Source organism: Acinetobacter sp. UBA3461, assembly GCF_002381195.1.
GTDB classification, from domain to species: Bacteria; Pseudomonadota; Gammaproteobacteria; order Pseudomonadales; family Moraxellaceae; genus Acinetobacter; species Acinetobacter schindleri.
Genome location: NZ_DFRO01000021.1, coordinates 1 through 17,948 on the forward strand (window position 1 = coordinate 1; position 17,948 = coordinate 17,948).

The 17,948-nt window shown below is 41.6% G+C and carries 15 protein-coding genes; 9 read left to right on the top strand and 6 right to left on the bottom strand.

Annotation, left to right across the window (positions count from 1 at the left end):
• Positions 1-226: 226 nt before the first annotated feature.
• Positions 227-799, bottom strand: a complete 573-nt coding sequence (locus tag B3D47_RS04090) for a peptidylprolyl isomerase (RefSeq protein ID WP_286860087.1) — start codon at positions 797-799, stop codon at positions 227-229.
• 104 nt (positions 800-903) lie between these two features.
• On the opposite strand from B3D47_RS04090, the gene B3D47_RS04095 reads away from it, so the two are divergent.
• Positions 904-1,575, top strand: coding sequence for an acetoacetate decarboxylase family protein (locus B3D47_RS04095; protein WP_286860089.1), 672 nt, complete (start codon positions 904-906; stop codon positions 1,573-1,575).
• Positions 1,576-1,644: 69 nt separating this feature from the next.
• On the opposite strand, the gene B3D47_RS04100 is transcribed toward B3D47_RS04095, so the two are convergent.
• Positions 1,645-2,715 (bottom strand): alpha/beta hydrolase, encoded by a 1,071-nt coding sequence (locus tag B3D47_RS04100; RefSeq protein ID WP_004897438.1) that lies wholly within the window; start codon positions 2,713-2,715, stop codon positions 1,645-1,647.
• 206 nt (positions 2,716-2,921) lie between these two features.
• On the opposite strand from B3D47_RS04100, the gene B3D47_RS04105 reads away from it, so the two are divergent.
• The 6 genes from B3D47_RS04105 (at position 2,922) to B3D47_RS04130 (ending at position 9,611) form a co-directional block, all read left to right on the top strand.
• Complete coding sequence (locus tag B3D47_RS04105; RefSeq protein ID WP_286860092.1) at positions 2,922-3,416, top strand: hypothetical protein; 495 nt, start codon at positions 2,922-2,924, stop codon at positions 3,414-3,416.
• A gap of 1,112 nt (positions 3,417-4,528) precedes the next feature.
• A complete protein-coding gene (gene grpE / locus B3D47_RS04110) occupies positions 4,529-5,071 on the top strand; it encodes a nucleotide exchange factor GrpE (protein ID WP_099337821.1) in 543 nt (180 codons plus the stop codon).
• 155 nt (positions 5,072-5,226) lie between these two features.
• Positions 5,227-7,167 carry a molecular chaperone DnaK gene (gene dnaK, locus B3D47_RS04115; RefSeq protein WP_286860094.1) on the top strand — a complete coding sequence of 647 codons (1,941 nt, stop codon included), beginning with the start codon at positions 5,227-5,229 and terminating at the stop codon, positions 7,165-7,167.
• 146 nt (positions 7,168-7,313) lie between these two features.
• Complete coding sequence (locus B3D47_RS04120; RefSeq protein ID WP_163170629.1) at positions 7,314-8,144, top strand: OXA-134 family carbapenem-hydrolyzing class D beta-lactamase OXA-1005; 831 nt, start codon at positions 7,314-7,316, stop codon at positions 8,142-8,144.
• Positions 8,145-8,214: 70 nt separating this feature from the next.
• On the top strand, positions 8,215-9,129 hold the full coding sequence (locus tag B3D47_RS04125; protein ID WP_286860096.1) for a matrixin family metalloprotease: 915 nt from the start codon (positions 8,215-8,217) through the stop codon (positions 9,127-9,129).
• 104 nt (positions 9,130-9,233) lie between these two features.
• Complete coding sequence (locus B3D47_RS04130) at positions 9,234-9,611, top strand: hypothetical protein (RefSeq protein WP_171063867.1); 378 nt, start codon at positions 9,234-9,236, stop codon at positions 9,609-9,611.
• 74 nt (positions 9,612-9,685) lie between these two features.
• Here B3D47_RS04130 and erpA read toward each other — a convergent pair whose 3' ends face one another.
• The 4 genes from erpA to B3D47_RS04150 form a co-directional block, all read right to left on the bottom strand.
• Complete coding sequence (erpA, locus tag B3D47_RS04135) at positions 9,686-10,021, bottom strand: iron-sulfur cluster insertion protein ErpA (RefSeq protein WP_004814030.1); 336 nt, start codon at positions 10,019-10,021, stop codon at positions 9,686-9,688.
• A gap of 116 nt (positions 10,022-10,137) precedes the next feature.
• Positions 10,138-11,112, bottom strand: coding sequence for a putative solute-binding protein (locus B3D47_RS04140; RefSeq protein WP_286860133.1), 975 nt, complete (start codon positions 11,110-11,112; stop codon positions 10,138-10,140).
• A gap of 226 nt (positions 11,113-11,338) precedes the next feature.
• Entirely contained in the window at positions 11,339-12,349 is a 1,011-nt protein-coding gene (locus tag B3D47_RS04145) for a putative solute-binding protein (RefSeq protein ID WP_004814025.1), read from the bottom strand.
• Between the two features lie 254 nt (positions 12,350-12,603).
• Positions 12,604-13,608 carry a putative solute-binding protein gene (locus B3D47_RS04150; RefSeq protein ID WP_286860098.1) on the bottom strand — a complete coding sequence of 335 codons (1,005 nt, stop codon included), beginning with the start codon at positions 13,606-13,608 and terminating at the stop codon, positions 12,604-12,606.
• A 229-nt stretch (positions 13,609-13,837) separates the two neighbouring features.
• Between B3D47_RS04150 and B3D47_RS04155 the strand changes: the two genes are divergently transcribed.
• Positions 13,838-15,781, top strand: a complete 1,944-nt coding sequence (locus B3D47_RS04155) for an ATP-binding cassette domain-containing protein (RefSeq protein ID WP_286860100.1) — start codon at positions 13,838-13,840, stop codon at positions 15,779-15,781.
• 330 nt (positions 15,782-16,111) lie between these two features.
• Positions 16,112-17,275, top strand: a complete 1,164-nt coding sequence (locus B3D47_RS04160; RefSeq protein WP_286860102.1) for a zinc-dependent alcohol dehydrogenase — start codon at positions 16,112-16,114, stop codon at positions 17,273-17,275.
• Positions 17,276-17,948: the final 673 nt, after the last annotated feature.

Genomic DNA, 17,948 nt, shown 5'->3' on the forward strand with positions numbered 1-17,948 from the left:
CAAAACACCGGATAACTCAGCGTCTCGCTTCGTTCATCACCGTGTATCTCGTCGGTATGGGTGCATTATAGGGCAATTTCTTACACGTGCAAGTGCTTTTCACTGACACAAATCACGAGTGTACTATTTTTATGCACCAATATGGATCATTTTTATTCTATTATTCACATAACTGCATGATTATAAAATAAAAATAACCTTAAAATATTTCTACATCATTTTTTACTTATTTTTGCGGGCCTGCTGTTTTAATGCTCACACTATCAATAATAACTGGTTTTAGTGGCACATTTTGATGCATTCCATAGTTGGCAGTCGGAACACCAGCAATTTTATCAACCACATCCATGCCTTTAGTTACTTTACCAAATACTGCATAACCCGCATTCATAGGAGAACGGTTCAAAAAGTTATTATCGACCAGGTTCACAAAGAACTGGGAACGGGCTGAATCTGGCTGATTCATACGAGCCATAGCTAAAGTGCCACGTGTATTGCTTACACCATTATAAGATTCATTCTTAATAGTTGATTTATTATTTGGCTTTTCCACCATATTCGTATCAAAGCCGCCACCCTGTACCATAAAACCTGGAATAACCCGGTGAAAAATGGTGCCTTTATAAAAGTTGTCTTTTACATAGTCTTCAAAGTTTTTGGCAGAGATCGGTGCTTTATCATTATAAAGCTCAATTTCGATATTCCCCATAGAAGTTTTCATTTCAACTATGGAATTGGCCGCCAGTGCTGGTAAAGATAAAGCTGTTAAAGCTATTGCATATAATGGTTTTTTTAACATTTTTTAACTCATCTACTCAGAAGTAAGGGTTGAGAATCAAGCTATATTAATCTTTGATACCCATTAATGCATTACCCTAACCGACCAATTACAAGAGAATAAGAATGAACGTGCATCGTTTGCAGGAGAAAAATATTCATCAGTTTCCTCCCTGGCATTTACAGGGAGAGGGTTTTATTTTGAATTATTGGATTACACCGCACTTTATCCGTGAATCTCGGAATTTTGGAATTGCCCCTTCTCCGCTGGGTCGTGTTGTACAAGTTATGCTGGTGCGTTATCACCATTCTCCTGTAGGTCCTTATGATGAGCTACTGATTATGGACCATCCTTTAATAAGTCGAAGACGTCTGTCTACCATTCCAAAGATTTATGTTTCTACGCATGAATCTATTGTTCACGGTCAACACTTATGGGGGATACCGAAGGAATACGCAGAATTTGAATGGCGGGAACAAGGACAGGAAGTAATTTGCCGAATCACTCATCAAGGGCAAAACATGACTGTTCGTCTGAAGAAATCTAAATCATCACGTTCCTTCTATTTAAATAGTCATCATCTTCCAACATCCATGTTAAAGATTCGACAAACCTGGAAATCGTCACATTATCAGTTTAGCCCGCAATTCCGAGGCTATCTATCCAAACTCGCTCAGGTAGAGTGGCAAAATACTCAATCAATTTTCCCTGATTTTTCCCGCGCTAAATATATACAAAGCTTTTATGTACCTAAATTCAATCTGGTCTTTCCCGAAGCCAAGGTACATAAAAAGTAAAAACTGGTGTTTCACGTGAAACACCTTAATTGAGATTTGATTTATTACTCTCTATACAGAGAGCTATTTTTAACTATGCTTATCCCAGAACTTACGGAAGTGTTTACTCATTTCAATTACATTCTTTTTGGCGCGTCTTGAAATACTGGTCAGATTAATAAAGCCATGCGTCTGATCGGTATAATCATGATAATGTACTTTCACTCCATGCTGACGCAGCTTATGTGCATAAATAGCCCCTTCATCATGCAACACATCATGACCAGCAGTAATCAGATAAGCCGGCGGTAAATTTTTCAGGTTGCCATAGGTCGGTGAAATGAGTGGATCATCCAAAGCAATTTCATGTCGTTCCACATAATGATAAGTCACCAGTTCGATATCACCATCAGTGAGTACCAGACCATCTTTATAAGCAAAATAGGAAGGATGACGGCTTTTAAAGTCCATGGCTGGATAAAGCAGTAACTGGGCCTGAGGTACGTAAATCTTGTCTGCACTGCGCTGAGCTACGACTGCTGCCAGATTGCCACCCGCACTATCCCCTGCGACTGCAATGCGTTTTTTTAGAATTCTGAGCTGCTTGCTATGTTGATGCGCCCAAGCCAGTGCATCTTCGCAGACTTGAACAATGTGTGAAGGATGATGTTCCGGCGCCAAAGGATAAGCGACACTTAATACTTGGGCATGCGCGTGTTTGGCCAGCAAACGACAATATTCATCATGTGTGTCCAGACTACCAATCAGGAAGCCTCCTCCATGATAAAATATAATTAAAGGCAACTTTTTAGCTGGAGCCGGGTGATAGTGACGTGCTTGTACGATGCCACTGTGCAAGGGTAACTGGATATCTTCAACCTGGCGAATAGCAGTCGGTTTGGATTTTAGCAATTGCATGCTCTGTTCAAAGAAAATACGTGACTGCGCGATATCTTCTCTAACTATTCCAGTCTTGCCCTGTTTTAACTGCACGGCCATCAGACATTTTATAAAGGGATCCAGTTCAGGATAGTGATAAGGATAATCCAGACTTCTGACTATTCTTTCCTGAGCAATTTTAGGTAATCGGTCCAACAGACGCGCTGCCACCCCTTGCCCCTTATCCATCATGGCCTGTAATTGCTGACTAGATATCACCATAGCTTCCCATCCTTATTCGCTTAATTCTTCATATTTTCTACATGATCAGGGTGTATTTTGACCATATTCTTATATAAGTGCCTACATCGACATACAAATTTAGGCAGATCAATAAGCTAATCTCATTTTATCCCCCTGTCATTGACAATTTAAGCTGCTGTTTAGGCGCAAATTGTAGGATTGACCTTAACAAGGAGTGCTCACCTATGGCTGGAAAACTGATATTCGTATCAATTGCGACGAGCTTATTGGCTGTAGGTTGTGTCGCATTCCCTGAAGATGACTATTATGACGGACGTTATAATAGAGCTTATGACTATCGCTATGACCGCGATTACCGTTATGATAACCGTTATGATCGGCAGCGTTGGGAATATGAACAGCAACGACGTTTACAGCAGGAACGTCGCCGAACTGAACTGGAACGTCAGCGACTAGAGCAACAGCGTCGCCAGTTGAATGATCAACGTAGAAAACAGATTGAGCTGGATCATAGACGTCAGCAGGAACGCCAGCGTATTGAACAGCAACGCAAAAAAATCAGTAGCAGCCAGGCGGCTAGAAACCGAGCCGAGGCAGAGCGTAAAAAGCGTGGACAGCAGGCAGATACACGTCGCCGAGCAGCTGAACAGCAGCAACGACGTAAAGCTGAACAGAACCGAAATGAGCGTGTTAAACGCTGGCACGAATCACGTCGCTAGAATAGTCAGATTAATCTAAAAAGTTGAAAGCGACCTAAACGATCACTAATCCAAAGAAATTTAATCTATAAAAAAGCCCGATCTCGGGCTTTTTTTAATGTCTTTATGAACAGAAATAGATGTTAGATAGCTATTATAGAATAAAACCCCTGAAGCGTATTTCTCCAGGGGTTTTATAGGGTTGTGTTTAAACGAACATCCTCTCGTTTATATGCTTCTCAGCAAACTTTTCAGAACTTCCTGTTCTTGATAAATCAATACTAGGCTGATTTGAGTATCTGACCAAGCCGATATTGGCTTGAATCCTTGTAGGCTTTAACTTACACCGTTTTTATAAGTGATTGATAACAGGAATATGAGAAGAAAATTGCTAAATTTCACGCAAAAAAAAAGCTTATCTAGAGAGGATAAGCTTGAAAAACACATTTCAAAATAAGAAGAAACTACAGCGATAGAATCTGAAATGAATAATACGAATTTGATCATTTTTTGTGAAATACTTTATTGCTTAGTTATTAATCGCTTTTATGTCTAAAAAACAATCAATATAAAAATTCAGGCAAAAAAATAGCTGAGTCTTGGGGTACTCAGCTATAAAAGGGTAAAATGAATCTGGAACAGCAACCCAGCTCGGCTCTCTCCTTCTGAACCAAGTCACTGTTGATGTAACTATGATGGCGCTTTTGATTTAATTTTTAAAACAGATAAATATTATTGTTCATATCTAAAAATACGATTCACGAATTTTTATAATTAAAAACATCATTTTATTGAATACTCGTTTTTCTAAAGATTAATTTAAGCGCTTAATCATTCAGCTTTTATTGAGTTATGAATATTAAAACTGCTTAGAAATGCTTAGATTTTCATCTTCAAAACTAAAAAATTATCTGCTTTTTCTTGCTTAAATCAGGCTTGAGATAAAGGAAACACGGACTTTTTCAATAAATCTTAAAATTAATCACTCATTTCGCTTGAATTTTGCAGCCCAGCCCCGACTTCTTTAGGTAATTAAGAACTTCCCTAAACCATGGCAGTTCAGCATTAACGCAGTTAACACTGACGCCGAAGGACTGTGCATGTTTAAGAACCCATTTAAACGGAGTAAATCAATGGCGACTGAGCAAAACGATCAAGCTCAAGAACTTGAGCAAGAGCAAACGGAACAACAAACAGCTCAAGCTGAACCTGAACAAGCTGAAGTTACCGTTGAGTCTTTACAGGAACAAATCGCACAACTTGAAGGCGATTTAAAACTGGAAAAAGCGCGTACTGCAAATGCCGTATATGAAGCACAAAAAAGTGTAGAACGTATTCAGCGTGAATCAGAAAAGCATAAAGATACTGTTCTAGAAAAGTTCTCTAAAGAACTTTTAGATACTGTAGACAACCTGGAGCGTGCAATTGTTGCTGCGGGTGAAGAACAAAGCCCGTTACGTGAAGGTGTAGAACTCACCCTCAAAGGATTACTCACCACCTTAGAGAAATTTGGTGTGGTCGCAGTCGATACTGAAAATGGTTTTAATGCCGAGCTCCATCAGGCAGTGGGTATTGCACCAGATGCCAAAGCCAATGAAATCGGTACAGTCTTGCAAAAAGGCTATGCCCTGAACGGCCGTCTGTTACGTCCTGCAATGGTCATGGTTGGCGCTTAAGCTAAATAAAATCGGGAGTTTGTGAAATTTTTTCTAAAAATTTACTTGAAAAAAATTGAACGGCTCTCATATCGGATAACAAGTAAATCCCTTTTAATTTCCCTTTGTTAAAGGGAACAATTTGGGAATAAAAGAATTTTTGAGGAAACATCCAAATGGCTAAAATCATTGGTATTGACTTAGGTACTACAAACTCATGTGTTGCAGTACTTGAAGGCGACAAAGTTAAAGTTATCGAAAACGCTGAAGGCGCACGTACAACTCCATCGATCATTGCTTATAAAGATGGCGAGATCCTTGTTGGTCAATCAGCTAAACGCCAAGCGGTAACTAACCCTAAAAACACATTATTCGCGATCAAACGTCTGATCGGTCGTCGTTATGAAGACCAAGCCGTACAAAAAGATATCGGCCTTGTACCTTACAAAATCCTGAAAGCTGACAATGGCGATGCTTGGGTTGAAGTAAACGACAAGAAACTTGCTCCACAACAGATCTCTGCAGAAGTTCTGAAAAAAATGAAGAAAACTGCAGAAGACTACCTGGGCGAAACAGTAACAGAAGCTGTTATTACTGTTCCTGCTTACTTCAACGATGCACAGCGTCAAGCGACCAAAGATGCAGGTAAAATTGCCGGTCTAGAAGTTAAACGTATCATTAACGAACCAACTGCTGCGGCTCTTGCGTTCGGTATGGACAAGAAAGAAGGCGACCGTAAAGTTGCTGTATACGACTTGGGTGGTGGTACATTCGACGTATCAATCATCGAAATCGCGGATCTTGACGGCGACCAACAAATTGAAGTGTTATCTACCAACGGTGATACATTCCTGGGTGGTGAAGACTTCGATAACGCGTTAATCGATTTCTTGGTTGAAGAGTTCAAGAAAGAACAAAACGTGAATCTGAAAAACGATCCACTTGCGTTACAACGTCTGAAAGAAGCTGCTGAAAAAGCAAAAATCGAGCTTTCTTCTTCTAACGCAACTGAAATCAACCTTCCATACATCACTGCAGATGCGACTGGTCCTAAACACTTAGTGATCAACGTTACTCGTGCAAAACTTGAAGGTTTGGTTGCTGACCTGGTTGCGCGTACGATTGAGCCTTGCCGTATTGCACTTAAAGATGCTGGTCTTTCGACTTCTGACATCTCTGACGTGATCCTGGTGGGTGGTCAGTCTCGTATGCCAATGGTTCAACAGAAAGTTCAAGAATTCTTCGGTCGTGAGCCACGTAAAGACGTGAACCCTGACGAAGCGGTAGCAATGGGTGCTGCGATTCAAGGTGCGGTATTGTCTGGTGACAAAACTGACGTACTTCTGCTTGATGTAACGCCTTTAACACTTGGTATTGAAACCATGGGCGGTGTGTTGACTCCAATCATCGAGAAAAACACCACGATTCCTGCGAAAAAATCGCAAGTGTTCTCAACTGCTGCGGACAACCAGCCTGCTGTAGACATTTCGGTTTACCAAGGTGAACGTAAAATGGCGCAGCAAAACAAATTGTTGGGTAATTTCCAGTTAGGTGACATCCCACCAGCTCCACGTGGTGTGCCACAAATTGAAGTATCGTTCGACATCAACGCCGATGGTATCTTGAAAGTATCTGCAAAAGACAAGAGCACTGGTAAAGAGCAATCTATCCAGATCAAAGCAAACTCAGGTTTGTCTGATGCTGAAATCGAAGCAATGATCAAAGATGCTGAAGCGAATGCTGAAGAAGACCGTAAGTTTGAAGAGCTGGCTAAAGCACGTAACGAAGCGGATGCCTTGGTTTCTTCTGCTCAAAAAGCAGTGAAAGATCTTGGTGAACAAGTGACTGCTGACGAAAAAACTGCAATCGAAACTGCAGTGTCTGAGTTAGAAGCGTCAACTAAAGAAAATGATGTAGAAGCGATCAAAGCGAAAACTGAAGCGCTGCAAAACATCATCATGCCGATTACTCAACGTGCTTATGAAGCAGCTCAAGGCCAAGGCGGTGCGCAAGGTTTTGATCCAAACGCATTCCAAGGCGGCGAAGGTCAATCTCAAAAAGCGGACGACGGCGTTGTAGATGCTGAGTTCACTGAAGTAAAAGATGACAAGAAATAATTTGTCGCTTTAACTCAAAAAACCGCGCGAAAGCGCGGTTTTTTTATGTCTCAACTTGAAAGAATAAAATAAAAATTACCAAAATTTGATCGTATTTTCAGGAAAAGCTGTTTAAGTTAACTCAAACATTAAAATATCCTGAACTCATGAAAATTCTGATTTTACTGCTTTTAGTTAGTTGCTTGGGCCTGACGGCGTGTAGCCTGCCCGTTTCATCTTCCCCATCTCAAAGCACTTCAACTCAATCTACCCAAGCCATTGCCCAATTATTTGATCAGGCGCAAAGCGCAGGTGTTTTAGTGATTCAGCGTGATCAACAGATACAGGTCTATGGCAATGATTTAAGCCGTGCAGATACCGAATATGTTCCCGCCTCTACTTTTAAAATGCTCAATGCCCTGATTGGCCTGCAACATGGTAAAGCCACAACCAATGAAATTTTTAAATGGGATGGCAAGAAACGCAGTTTTTCAGCCTGGGAAAAAGACATGACTCTCGGCCAAGCCATGCAAGCTTCTGCTGTACCCGTCTATCAGGAACTGGCACGTCGCATTGGCCTTGAATTGATGGAACAGGAAGTGAGACGTATTCAATTCGGCAATCAACATATTGGGCAGCAGGTCGATAACTTCTGGTTGGTAGGCCCTTTGAAAATCACTCCAAAACAGGAAGTCGAATTTGTCTCTGCGCTTGCTCAAGAGCAGCTTGCCTTTGATCCTCAAGTCCAGCAACAAGTCAAAGCCATGTTACTTTTACAGGAACAGCAAGCTTATCGCCTATATGCCAAATCCGGTTGGGGCATGGATGTGGAACCGCAAGTCGGCTGGCTCACCGGCTGGGTTGAAACACCGCAGGCTGAAATCGTGGCATTTTCGCTGAATATGCAGATGCAAAATGGTATGGATCCGGCGATCCGCCTTGAGATTTTGCAGCAGGCTTTGGCCGAATTAGGGCTTTATCCAAAAGCTGAAGGATGATGCAAATAAGCATGGGAAAGACAATAAAATTAAGCTATATTTTTAAAAAATAAACATTTAAATAAAAAATATGCGTCTTCTGCTCTGTCTAGTTGTAGTGATATTGCTAATTGCAGGTTTTCTGCATCTACAGACCCAGTCTCATCCGCAGCTAAAATTCAACTCTCTGACTGACCGACTCAACCATCCTTTTGATACGCGCTTACGCTTTAAGGTGGATCAGGTCGACCCGGGTTTTGGACTAACTCGTGAAGAAGTGATTCAACTGGCACAAGAAGCCGTTGAGATCTGGCATCGTGGTACTGGCCGTGATGACCTGATGGTCTATGATGAAAATGCACAGCTCAGCATCAAGCTGATTTATGATCACCGCCAGCAGGAATATGATGCACTGAAAAAAACCACACAGAAATTACTTCGCGATGAAGCCCAATATCAACGTCAGGCAGAAAACCTGACCTCCTCTCGAAATCATCTGGATCAGCAACAGCGTCATCTGCTAGCACAGCGCAATCTGCTGCAACTCCAGTTCGAGCAACTCATGCTACGGCGCAATCAACCAGGACTTTCTGCTCCTCAACGTCAACAGTTGCAACAGGAATTTAACGAGCTTCAATTCAGGTCAGAACGTTTCCAGCGTGAAGCGGAATATCTGCAGCAACAACAATTATCTTTTAATACTCAGGTTTCCGCCTATCAAAGCAGTGTTCAGTCTCACCACAACAATATCAATCAGGCACAGCAGCGCTTTCCGCCACGCCAGTTCCATAAAGGGATTTTTAAAGGCGATGAAATCCATGTCTATCAGTTTGATGCACAAGATGACTTACGTCTAACTTTGGCACATGAACTGGGTCATGCCTTAGGTTTATTGCATCATGGCGATCCTGAAGCACTGATGTATCCGGTACTGGGTGAACAAAAGCTGGAAAATTTTGAACTGCGACCGGCAGACAAAACTTTGCTATATACACGCAAATCTTAAGCAATCTAATTCCTTATAAGTTTTATGTCTTTATTATCTTTTTGAACGACCATAGTTGATGATTTCATGTTATTGTGAGCATCTATCATTCACCAAAGCCCTCTGTGGAGATCGGCATGAGTTATTACCATATCCTGATTGAAGCCAATGATCATATCAGCACAATTGATGAAACTCGTGATATCGAAATCTTTGATATTGTAGAACTTCAGCCTTATTTACATGCGATTCTGCTCCCTTATTTCAATGAGCAGCTGATTGAACTTGAGGATGAAAATATTGCTTACCAGGACATTCTGCATTTAGAAGTGAGGCAAACTCTGCTGCCGATCAACGACCTGATTGAGGAAGAACAAAAACTGTTACCAAGTGATACCGACATTACTATCACAGCTTATGAGATTTTTAATAATCGTGAGCTGAGTCAGGATGTGACGACAGTGATCTTTGACCTGCTTGAAGCGGTGAAACTTGAGGCTTAACTATAAAAATAGCGTATAAAAAAGTCCTCATTTTGAGGACTTTTGATTTCTATGGTCTAAATTTCAAATCATGTTTAGATCGAGAAAGATGAACCACAGCCACATGTAGTCGTAGCATTCGGGTTTTGTACCACAAAGCGTGAACCTTCCAACCCTTCAATATAGTCAACGACTGAACCTACCAGGTACTGATAGCTGAGTGAGTCGACCAGCATCTTCACATCGCCGTTAATAAATTCTGCATCATCTTCATTCTGGCTTTCAGCAAAGTTGAAGCCATAAGAGAAACCTGAACAGCCGCCACCAGTCACATAGACACGTAGCATAAGATCTTGGTTACCTTCACTGTCACGCAATTGGCGTACTTTATTGGCAGCATTGTCAGTCAGCACAAGTGCTTGAGCATTCATGATGGATTCCTCTGTTCGGTTCGGGCATCTTTAAAAAGAAAAGACCATATTTCAAGTATAGCATACTCAATATATGGTCAGTCTTTGTAAATTAAAGCTTAATCAGAGTAAATTTATCAGGATTTTTTATAATTTTCATCCTGTAGTGCACACTCAAAATTTTTCGGGTCCTGCTTACAGCGGAACTGCCATAACAGCTTCATCATACGTTTGTCATAAATACCGCGCTTCGTCAGATCAATCCGCGCTTCACGCATCATTTTCTGATAACCGGGTTTGTCTGTTGCTGGAATATCCATCCAGTATTTAGAGGGAATATCAGCTTTCATTTTACCTAAAATTCCGAAAGCGCGTGGCAACTCCCCTTTCACCCATTCACGTGATTTTTGCCCAAAACCTGCCGGAAATTTATCTGGGCGGATGATGATATTGCCTGTCACCTGTAAAATCGGATAATTCACAATTGCACCTTTGCTACCTAGACCTTTATGCAGTTCTAAGGGTTTGAATACGGCAGCAGGTGCGCCAATGATATCAACCTGACCATTGTTAAACTTGGCACCGAAGTTGGTGACATCAGCGCTGACCGCCTGTGCACCTACCTGTTGCACCATGATTTTTTGCGCTTCGTCATAATCCAGTACAGCAATTTTTTTGCCTGCTGCTTTAGCTACGGTATTAATACTGCGGTCATTGACCAGCAGGAAAGCATCACCCACTGGAATGACTCCGGCGACTTCATATTTGCCTTGTAACATATGTTTGGCAAAAGTCTTGCTTGCCAGTCCTTGCATTACTTTAACCGCCAGATTCAGATCTGGGATCGCACCAATGGCATCCAGTGAACCGGTAAAATTATTGAACTGGCGTCCGCGCATCCCTGTGACGCTAATACCATCACATTTCCCGGCTTTAAAGTCTTCTGCAACCACAGCTTCATTGGTATTTACCCGCAGCTCGATATTTGCACCCCAGTTTTTTGCAGCCAGCTGATAATCTTTCATCACAGCGTACACATCGCCATTCTTACCGACCAGATCAAATACACAGACGATTTGCTTCGCCTGTACTGTACCGGACGCTGCGACCATGCCTGTACCGAGTGCGAACGCCTTCAACCAAATTTTCATATTTTATTCCTTAAAAAATTGTTTTTGTTTTCTCAGGACTGCTGCATATCATTGTTTTTATGAGAAAGATGACAGCATGACTGATATTCATTCTAATCATTTTCAAGTCGCAGGCAATGGTAAAGTTGCCTGCCTTAACATAAAGAAAGCCTGGAATTTTCCAGGCTTTTTTCCTTTTAAAATCAGTTTATTCACCCGGCAGTGAACATTCGAAGTTTGCCTTGTCGACAGAACAGCGGGCACGTTTCAGTACACTCATCATAGAAGCATCATAAATTCCCCGCTTGGTCATATCCATACGGCCGTCACGAAGCATTTTTTGATATTTGGTCTTGTCTTCTGCACTCAGGTTCATTTTATATTTGGCTGGAATACCGGCTTCTAAACGGTTAATCATCGCCATGCTCTTTGGCAAGTTTTTAACAAACCAATCACGTGATTTCTGCCCAAAACCTGCCGGGAAGCTTTCAGGACGGATCACAAAGTCTGAAGTGACGTGCAGCACCGGGAAGTTAAACATCGCGCCACTATTGCCCAAGCCTTTATAGATTTCTAGCGGCTTATAGGCATAAGCAGGTGCACCTACCATATCTACCTGACCATTATTAAACTTGGCTACAAAGTTGGATACATCAGACACGACTGCCTGGGCACCTACACGCTGCACCATGATTTTTTGTGCATCGTCATAGCCCAGTACAGCAAACTTTTTACCGGCGGCTTTTTCAATCGAGTTGATGTTTTTGTCACGCACAAAGATAAAAGCCGAGCCCAGTGGTGCAATACCGGCAATTTCATATTTTTTGCCGCCTAAATTACTGACCATTTTGGCAGCATTACGTTTATCCAAAGCGAAGGTAATGGCACGCTGTGCAATCGCATTACTTGGCACGCCGCCTAGCGCATCAATAGAGCCAGCAAATTTATTGTATTGACGTGCACGCATCGCCGTCATAAATACGCCGTCACATTTACCTGCTTTAAAATCATTATCTGCAACTGCTTCATCCTGACGGGCAATCAGATTAATTTCTGCCCCCCATGATTTCGCTGCCAGTGCCCATTCCTGAGCCATCTGGAAAGACTCACCAGATTTGCCAAGTAAGTCGAAAACACAGATATCGACTTTTTTCGCTTGCGCTGTACCTGCGAAACTAACGGCAGAAAACGCCGCCAATGCTAGAAGTGTTTTTTTCATTCTAATAATCCTTGCAAAATCTTGTTCTTCGATGGAGTTTCCATACTTGTGACAAATATTAGCAAGTTTCTTTAAAAAAAATAGAGTATTTACTCCATTATATTTAGGGAGTTTGTCCCCTATTATCAAAATGTGTCCCGTATTCACATTTTAGATATAAGGAAGTCCATAGATATCAATTTTTTAGTGATTTATTTAAAATCCCAAAAACTTACATTTTTTTAATTCAATTTACAAACAAATACATTAGATCACTATTCTCCGCCTAATGAGCATTCAAAATTGGTACGTTCTACCGTACAACGCGCACGTTTCAATACCCGCATCATATTCGCGTCATAGATGCCCTGATTAGTCAGATCAATCCGGCCATCTCGGAGAATTTTCTGGTAACTGGTATAGTCCTCACGACTTAAATTGAGCGTATATTTAGCTGGAATTTCTGCTTCCATACGTTTAACAGTAGCAATGGTTTTCGGTAACTGTTTAATGAACCAGGCACGTGATTGTGCTGCAAACTTGTCCGGAAATTTATTTGGCCGAATAATTAAATCTGCCGTCACATTTACTACAGGAAACTTGATCATTGCACCTTTATTCCCCAAGCCCTTAGACAGTTCTAGCGGCTTAAAAGCATAAGCAGGTGCCGCCACAATATCGACTTCGCCCTGATTAAAACGGCGAATAAAATTAGAAATTTCCGACATAACTGGTACAGCTTCAATCCGGTTGACCATGGCTTTTTGTGCATAGTCATAATGCAAAACTGCAAATTTCTTATCTTTAACCTGTTCAATCTTGTTTATGGCACGATCCCGTACAAAAATATATGCCGTACCAATTTGCACAATTCCGGCAACTTCAAACTTGTCTTTGCCAATGGTAGACACCAGACGTTTGGCATTACGCTGATCCAGTACATAGCTAATGGCTTTCATGGCGATATCATTGCTAGGCACACCACCGATGGCATCAATTGAACCGGCAAATTTGTTATAGGCCCGGGCACGCATGGAGGTCATAAACAGACCATCACATTTGCCTGCTTTAAAGTCCTGATCGACTTTGGCTTCATCCTGATAAGCAAGCAGTTGTACTTCAGTCCCCCATTGCTTGCTCACTAACTGCCATTCTTCTAGTAACTTGTAAGATTCACCAGATTTGCCCAATAAATCAAAGACGCAGATATCTACCTTGGCAGAACTCATATTTGAGGCAAGTACAGTCAAGGCTGCTAAAATCAAAGATCCTTTCTTCATTTTGCTCTACTCTATTTATTCTTGGTTATTTTTTACTGAAATTTATATTTCAATATCATCTTGTTTGTCATTAAAAATACCTGTTCTATTTAAACATAGATTCAAAAATATGAATCTATGTTATGGATGAAGTGCAGGATCCTGTGAATTCTCCAGCAAGATTTTTTTATTTTGATGGGCTTTCCTTTAGAATAGCGCCATTCTTCTTGTCGAATGTCAGTACAGTTCCATGATTCAGTTAGATCAGTTAACCATACGCCGCGGTGGACGCATCCTTTTCCAGAAAGCCTCCATGCAATTGCATCCTGGATGGAAAATTGGCCTGACCGGTGTCAATGGAGCCGGCAAGTCGACCCTGTTTTCAGCACTCTTGGGTGGAATTGAATCTGACAGTGGTTCCCTCACCCGTCCTGCAGTCTGGACTGTGGCGCATATGGCCCAGGAAATCAAAGCCTTGAATATGAAGGCGATTGATTTTGTCCTGTCTGGGGATGAGGAATACTGGGATATCCAACAAAAGCTGAACCATCCTGAACAACTAGATGATGCTGAACTGGCACGCCTCTATGGCCGCTTTGACGAAATTTCCGGTTATGTAGCACCCTCTAAGGCTTCACAGCTGATGGCAGGTTTGGGCTTTATGGATTATCAATCCGAGCTGGATGTTGCCAGTTTTTCGGGGGGATGGCGTATGCGTCTGAATCTGGCGCGTACCCTGATGAGCCGTTCTGATCTGTTATTACTGGATGAACCGACCAACCATTTAGATTTAGATGCGATTCTTTGGCTAGAAGACTGGCTCAAAGCCTATGAAGGTACCTTGGTGCTGATTTCACATGACCGGGATTTCCTGGATGCCATTACCGATCATATTTTACATATCGAAAATCAGGAACTGACCTTATATACCGGTAACTATTCGACTTTCGAGCGCACCCGTAGCGAACGTCTGGCACAGCAGCAACAAGCCTATGAAAAGCAACTTGAAGTGCGTGCCCATCTGCAAAAATTTATTGACCGTTTTAAGGCCAAAGCCACCAAGGCAAAACAGGCCCAGAGCCGAATCAAGCAGCTGGAGCGTATGCAGGAACTCTCCGTTGCGCATGTAGATACGCCGTTCACTTTCAGCTTCCGTGAACCAACCAAAATGAGTTCACCATTACTACAGCTGGAAAATGCCGATATCGGTTATGGCGACAAGCTGATTGTGCGTAATGTTACCCTGCAAATTACTCCAAATAGCCGTATTGGTCTGCTGGGGATGAATGGTGCTGGTAAATCGACTCTGATTAAATCTCTCGTCGGTGATTTAGCTTTAATTAAAGGTCTTCGTAAAGACTCAGAATTGTTAAATATTGGCTACTTTGCCCAGCACCAGATGGATGCACTGGATGGTAGCGCCAGCCCGATGTTGCAGCTGGCACGTATCGCTGATCCTAAAATCAGTGAGGCCAGCTTGCGTTCTTTCCTCGGCAGCTTCGGCTTTAGCGGCGAACGCATGGATACACCAAGTGAAAGTTTCTCGGGTGGTGAACGTGCCCGTTTAGCACTTGCATTAATCGTATGGCAGCGTCCAAACGTGCTGATTCTGGATGAACCAACCAACCATCTGGATCTGGATATGCGTCATGCTTTAACGATGGCACTACAAGATTTCGAGGGTGCTGTCGTGCTGGTTTCGCATGAACGTCAGCTGATCGCCAGTGTCTGTGATGAGCTGCTGTTAGTTCATAACGGCAAATGTACTGAATTTAATGGTGATCTGGTGGTTTATGCCGAGTGGTTACGTCAGGCACGTGCAGAATTATTAAAAAATGCGCCTAAAACTGCTGAAGTGATGAAAACACAGCAAGCTGAAGCGAAACCTGTACCAAGTAAAATGGATAAAGAAGCCCAACGCAAGGAGGCTGCTCGCCAACGTGAGCGGACTCGGCCGATTCGCAAAAATATTGAAAAATGTGAAAGCCAGATCGGAAAGTTGCAGCCAAAACTGGCTGCAATTGAAGAAAAGCTGTCAGATACTGGTCTGTATGATGCAGCGCGTAAGGATGAATTGCTTAAGCTCATGAATGAGCAGACTGAATTGAAAGCACAACTGGAAACTGCTGAAGAACAGATGCTGGAACTGATGATGGAATTAGAAGAACTGGAACAGTCCTTCCAAGAAAGCTAATTTTAATATTTGTTTAAAGCTTCAAGGATCATTAACTATAGTTACTGATCCTTTTTTTATGGGTTTATATTTTCTCTGCTATTAGTAAATCTTTTCTCTTACCTATTTTCCTACACTTCTCAGCTTGGTTAATCATTTACTCGATTTTTGACATATTTTGTAGTGAATTACGCAAGTACTATATAAGTTTATTTTTTAAACACTCGGCTTCCTTATTTCATACATTAATTTACAGCTCTAGGTCAGGTTATAAGGCTCTAATAAAAAGGCTTTTTAATAATCAGCAGCCTTATTTGAGACTATTTATGTTGAACTAGAGAGGAAATCCGCATGCGTGCTCTTACCTATCATGGTGCTCGGGATGTACGAGTTGAATCTGTTCCAGATCCAGTGATTCAGGAACCAGATGACGTTATTTTAAGGGTGACAGCCACCGCTATCTGTGGCTCAGATCTACATCTATACCGGGGTAAAATCCCGGCCACTGAAGACGGTGATATTTTCGGCCATGAATTTATGGGAGTTGTAGAAGAAGTCGGCCCTACAGTGACAGAAGTCAAAAAAGGTGACCGGGTGATCATTCCCTTTGTCATTGCATGCGGTCACTGTTTTTTCTGTGAACATGAACTCATGGCTGCCTGTGAAAATACCAATACGGGTCGTGGTGCGATCCTGAATAAAAAACAGATTCCACCAGGAGCGGCCTTGTTTGGCTTTAGCCACCTGTATGGTGGTGTTCCGGGTGGTCAGGCTGAATATGTGCGAATTCCCAAAGGTAATGTCGGACCGTTTAAGGTTCCCGGCTCTTTGCCTGATGAAAAAGTATTATTCCTGACCGATATTCTGCCAACAGCCTGGCAGGCAGTAACCAATGCTCAAGTCACCCGTGGTTCTACAGTGGCGATTTATGGTGCAGGTCCAGTCGGTCTGTTATCTGCAGCTTGTGCACGGATGCTCGGTGCCGAACAGATCTTCATGGTAGACCATCACCCTTATCGCTTGCGATTTGCTCATCAAACCTATGGGGTCATTCCGGTCAACTTTGATGAAGTCGATGCAGCTGAATTTATTATTCAAAATACAGCAGGTTATCGTGGTGTTGATGCAGTTATTGATGCCGTTGGTTTCGAAGCCAAAGGGAGTGTTCTGGAAACCGTAATGACCAACCTGAAATTAGAAGGTTCGAGTGGTTCAGCACTAAGACAATGTATTGCAGCAGTCCGACGCGGCGGTGTGGTGAGTGTACCGGGGGTTTATGCCGGTCCAATTCATGGCTTCCTGTTTGGTGATGCCTTTGATAAAGGTTTGACTTTTAAAATGGGACAAACCCATGTGCATAAATACTTGCCGCAGTTGCTCGAACATATTGAAAATGGAGATCTGTCTCCAGATGTGATTATTACCCATCGCATGCAACTGGAAGATGCTGCGGAAGGCTACCGTATTTTTGATAAAAAGGAAGAAGACTGTCGTAAAGTCATTCTGACACCGTAAATGTACTAAAAGAATAAAAGGCGCCTTCCAGGCGCTTTTTATTCTTTAATCAAGACAGATCAAATCACCTGTTTCTATTTTTCAAGTTTCTTCATCAAAAACTCTGTTTAACGGAAGTTATTTAATTTTTACTCCTCTTTCTAACTTGCAGAAAATAGCTCAGACAAATCCGAATACAAATGCTGAGCTAGAAAAGCAACCCAAAGAATAAACCCATAATAACTATATTTAATCCAATGATTTTAAAAATAAAATTAAATTTCACTTGATTATTAAAATAATTATGTAGTTTAACTACACCTAGATTTCCCAAGTAAAAATATGTTCCACGCCAACTATTAAATAAAACTACATTAACCACATAAGCGGTTATTTTATATAATATTTATTTTAATTTTCTATAAAAACAGCAGGCAAACTAATCTATTTTGGACAGTTTTGGACAGTTTTGGCTTAAACGCAGAAATCCTGCATAAGCTGCTCATTTAAATTTAAAACATTATTTTAAATTTAAAAATATTTACCCACAAGTCACCAGAGAATAAATTTGAATTTAAAATAAGAGCTGATTTAAAAGTAAATCTATTGTGGATAAATACTATCTTATTCACATAAATAAATATGGATAACTTTGGAGTTATCCACACTATTGATCAAGCTTTGAGCTTATTTA

Coding starts and splice junctions, on each gene's coding strand:
- B3D47_RS04090 (WP_286860087.1), bottom strand. CDS start 799: ATGTTAAAAAAACCATTATATGCAATAGCTTTAACAGCTTTATCTTTA.
- B3D47_RS04095 (WP_286860089.1), top strand. CDS start 904: ATGAACGTGCATCGTTTGCAGGAGAAAAATATTCATCAGTTTCCTCCC.
- B3D47_RS04100 (WP_004897438.1), bottom strand. CDS start 2,715: ATGGTGATATCTAGTCAGCAATTACAGGCCATGATGGATAAGGGGCAA.
- B3D47_RS04105 (WP_286860092.1), top strand. CDS start 2,922: ATGGCTGGAAAACTGATATTCGTATCAATTGCGACGAGCTTATTGGCT.
- grpE (WP_099337821.1), top strand. CDS start 4,529: ATGGCGACTGAGCAAAACGATCAAGCTCAAGAACTTGAGCAAGAGCAA.
- dnaK (WP_286860094.1), top strand. CDS start 5,227: ATGGCTAAAATCATTGGTATTGACTTAGGTACTACAAACTCATGTGTT.
- B3D47_RS04120 (WP_163170629.1), top strand. CDS start 7,314: ATGAAAATTCTGATTTTACTGCTTTTAGTTAGTTGCTTGGGCCTGACG.
- B3D47_RS04125 (WP_286860096.1), top strand. CDS start 8,215: ATGCGTCTTCTGCTCTGTCTAGTTGTAGTGATATTGCTAATTGCAGGT.
- erpA (WP_004814030.1), bottom strand. CDS start 10,021: ATGAATGCTCAAGCACTTGTGCTGACTGACAATGCTGCCAATAAAGTA.
- B3D47_RS04140 (WP_286860133.1), bottom strand. CDS start 11,112: ATGGTCGCAGCGTCCGGTACAGTACAGGCGAAGCAAATCGTCTGTGTA.
- B3D47_RS04145 (WP_004814025.1), bottom strand. CDS start 12,349: ATGAAAAAAACACTTCTAGCATTGGCGGCGTTTTCTGCCGTTAGTTTC.
- B3D47_RS04150 (WP_286860098.1), bottom strand. CDS start 13,608: ATGAAGAAAGGATCTTTGATTTTAGCAGCCTTGACTGTACTTGCCTCA.
- B3D47_RS04155 (WP_286860100.1), top strand. CDS start 13,838: ATGATTCAGTTAGATCAGTTAACCATACGCCGCGGTGGACGCATCCTT.
- B3D47_RS04160 (WP_286860102.1), top strand. CDS start 16,112: ATGCGTGCTCTTACCTATCATGGTGCTCGGGATGTACGAGTTGAATCT.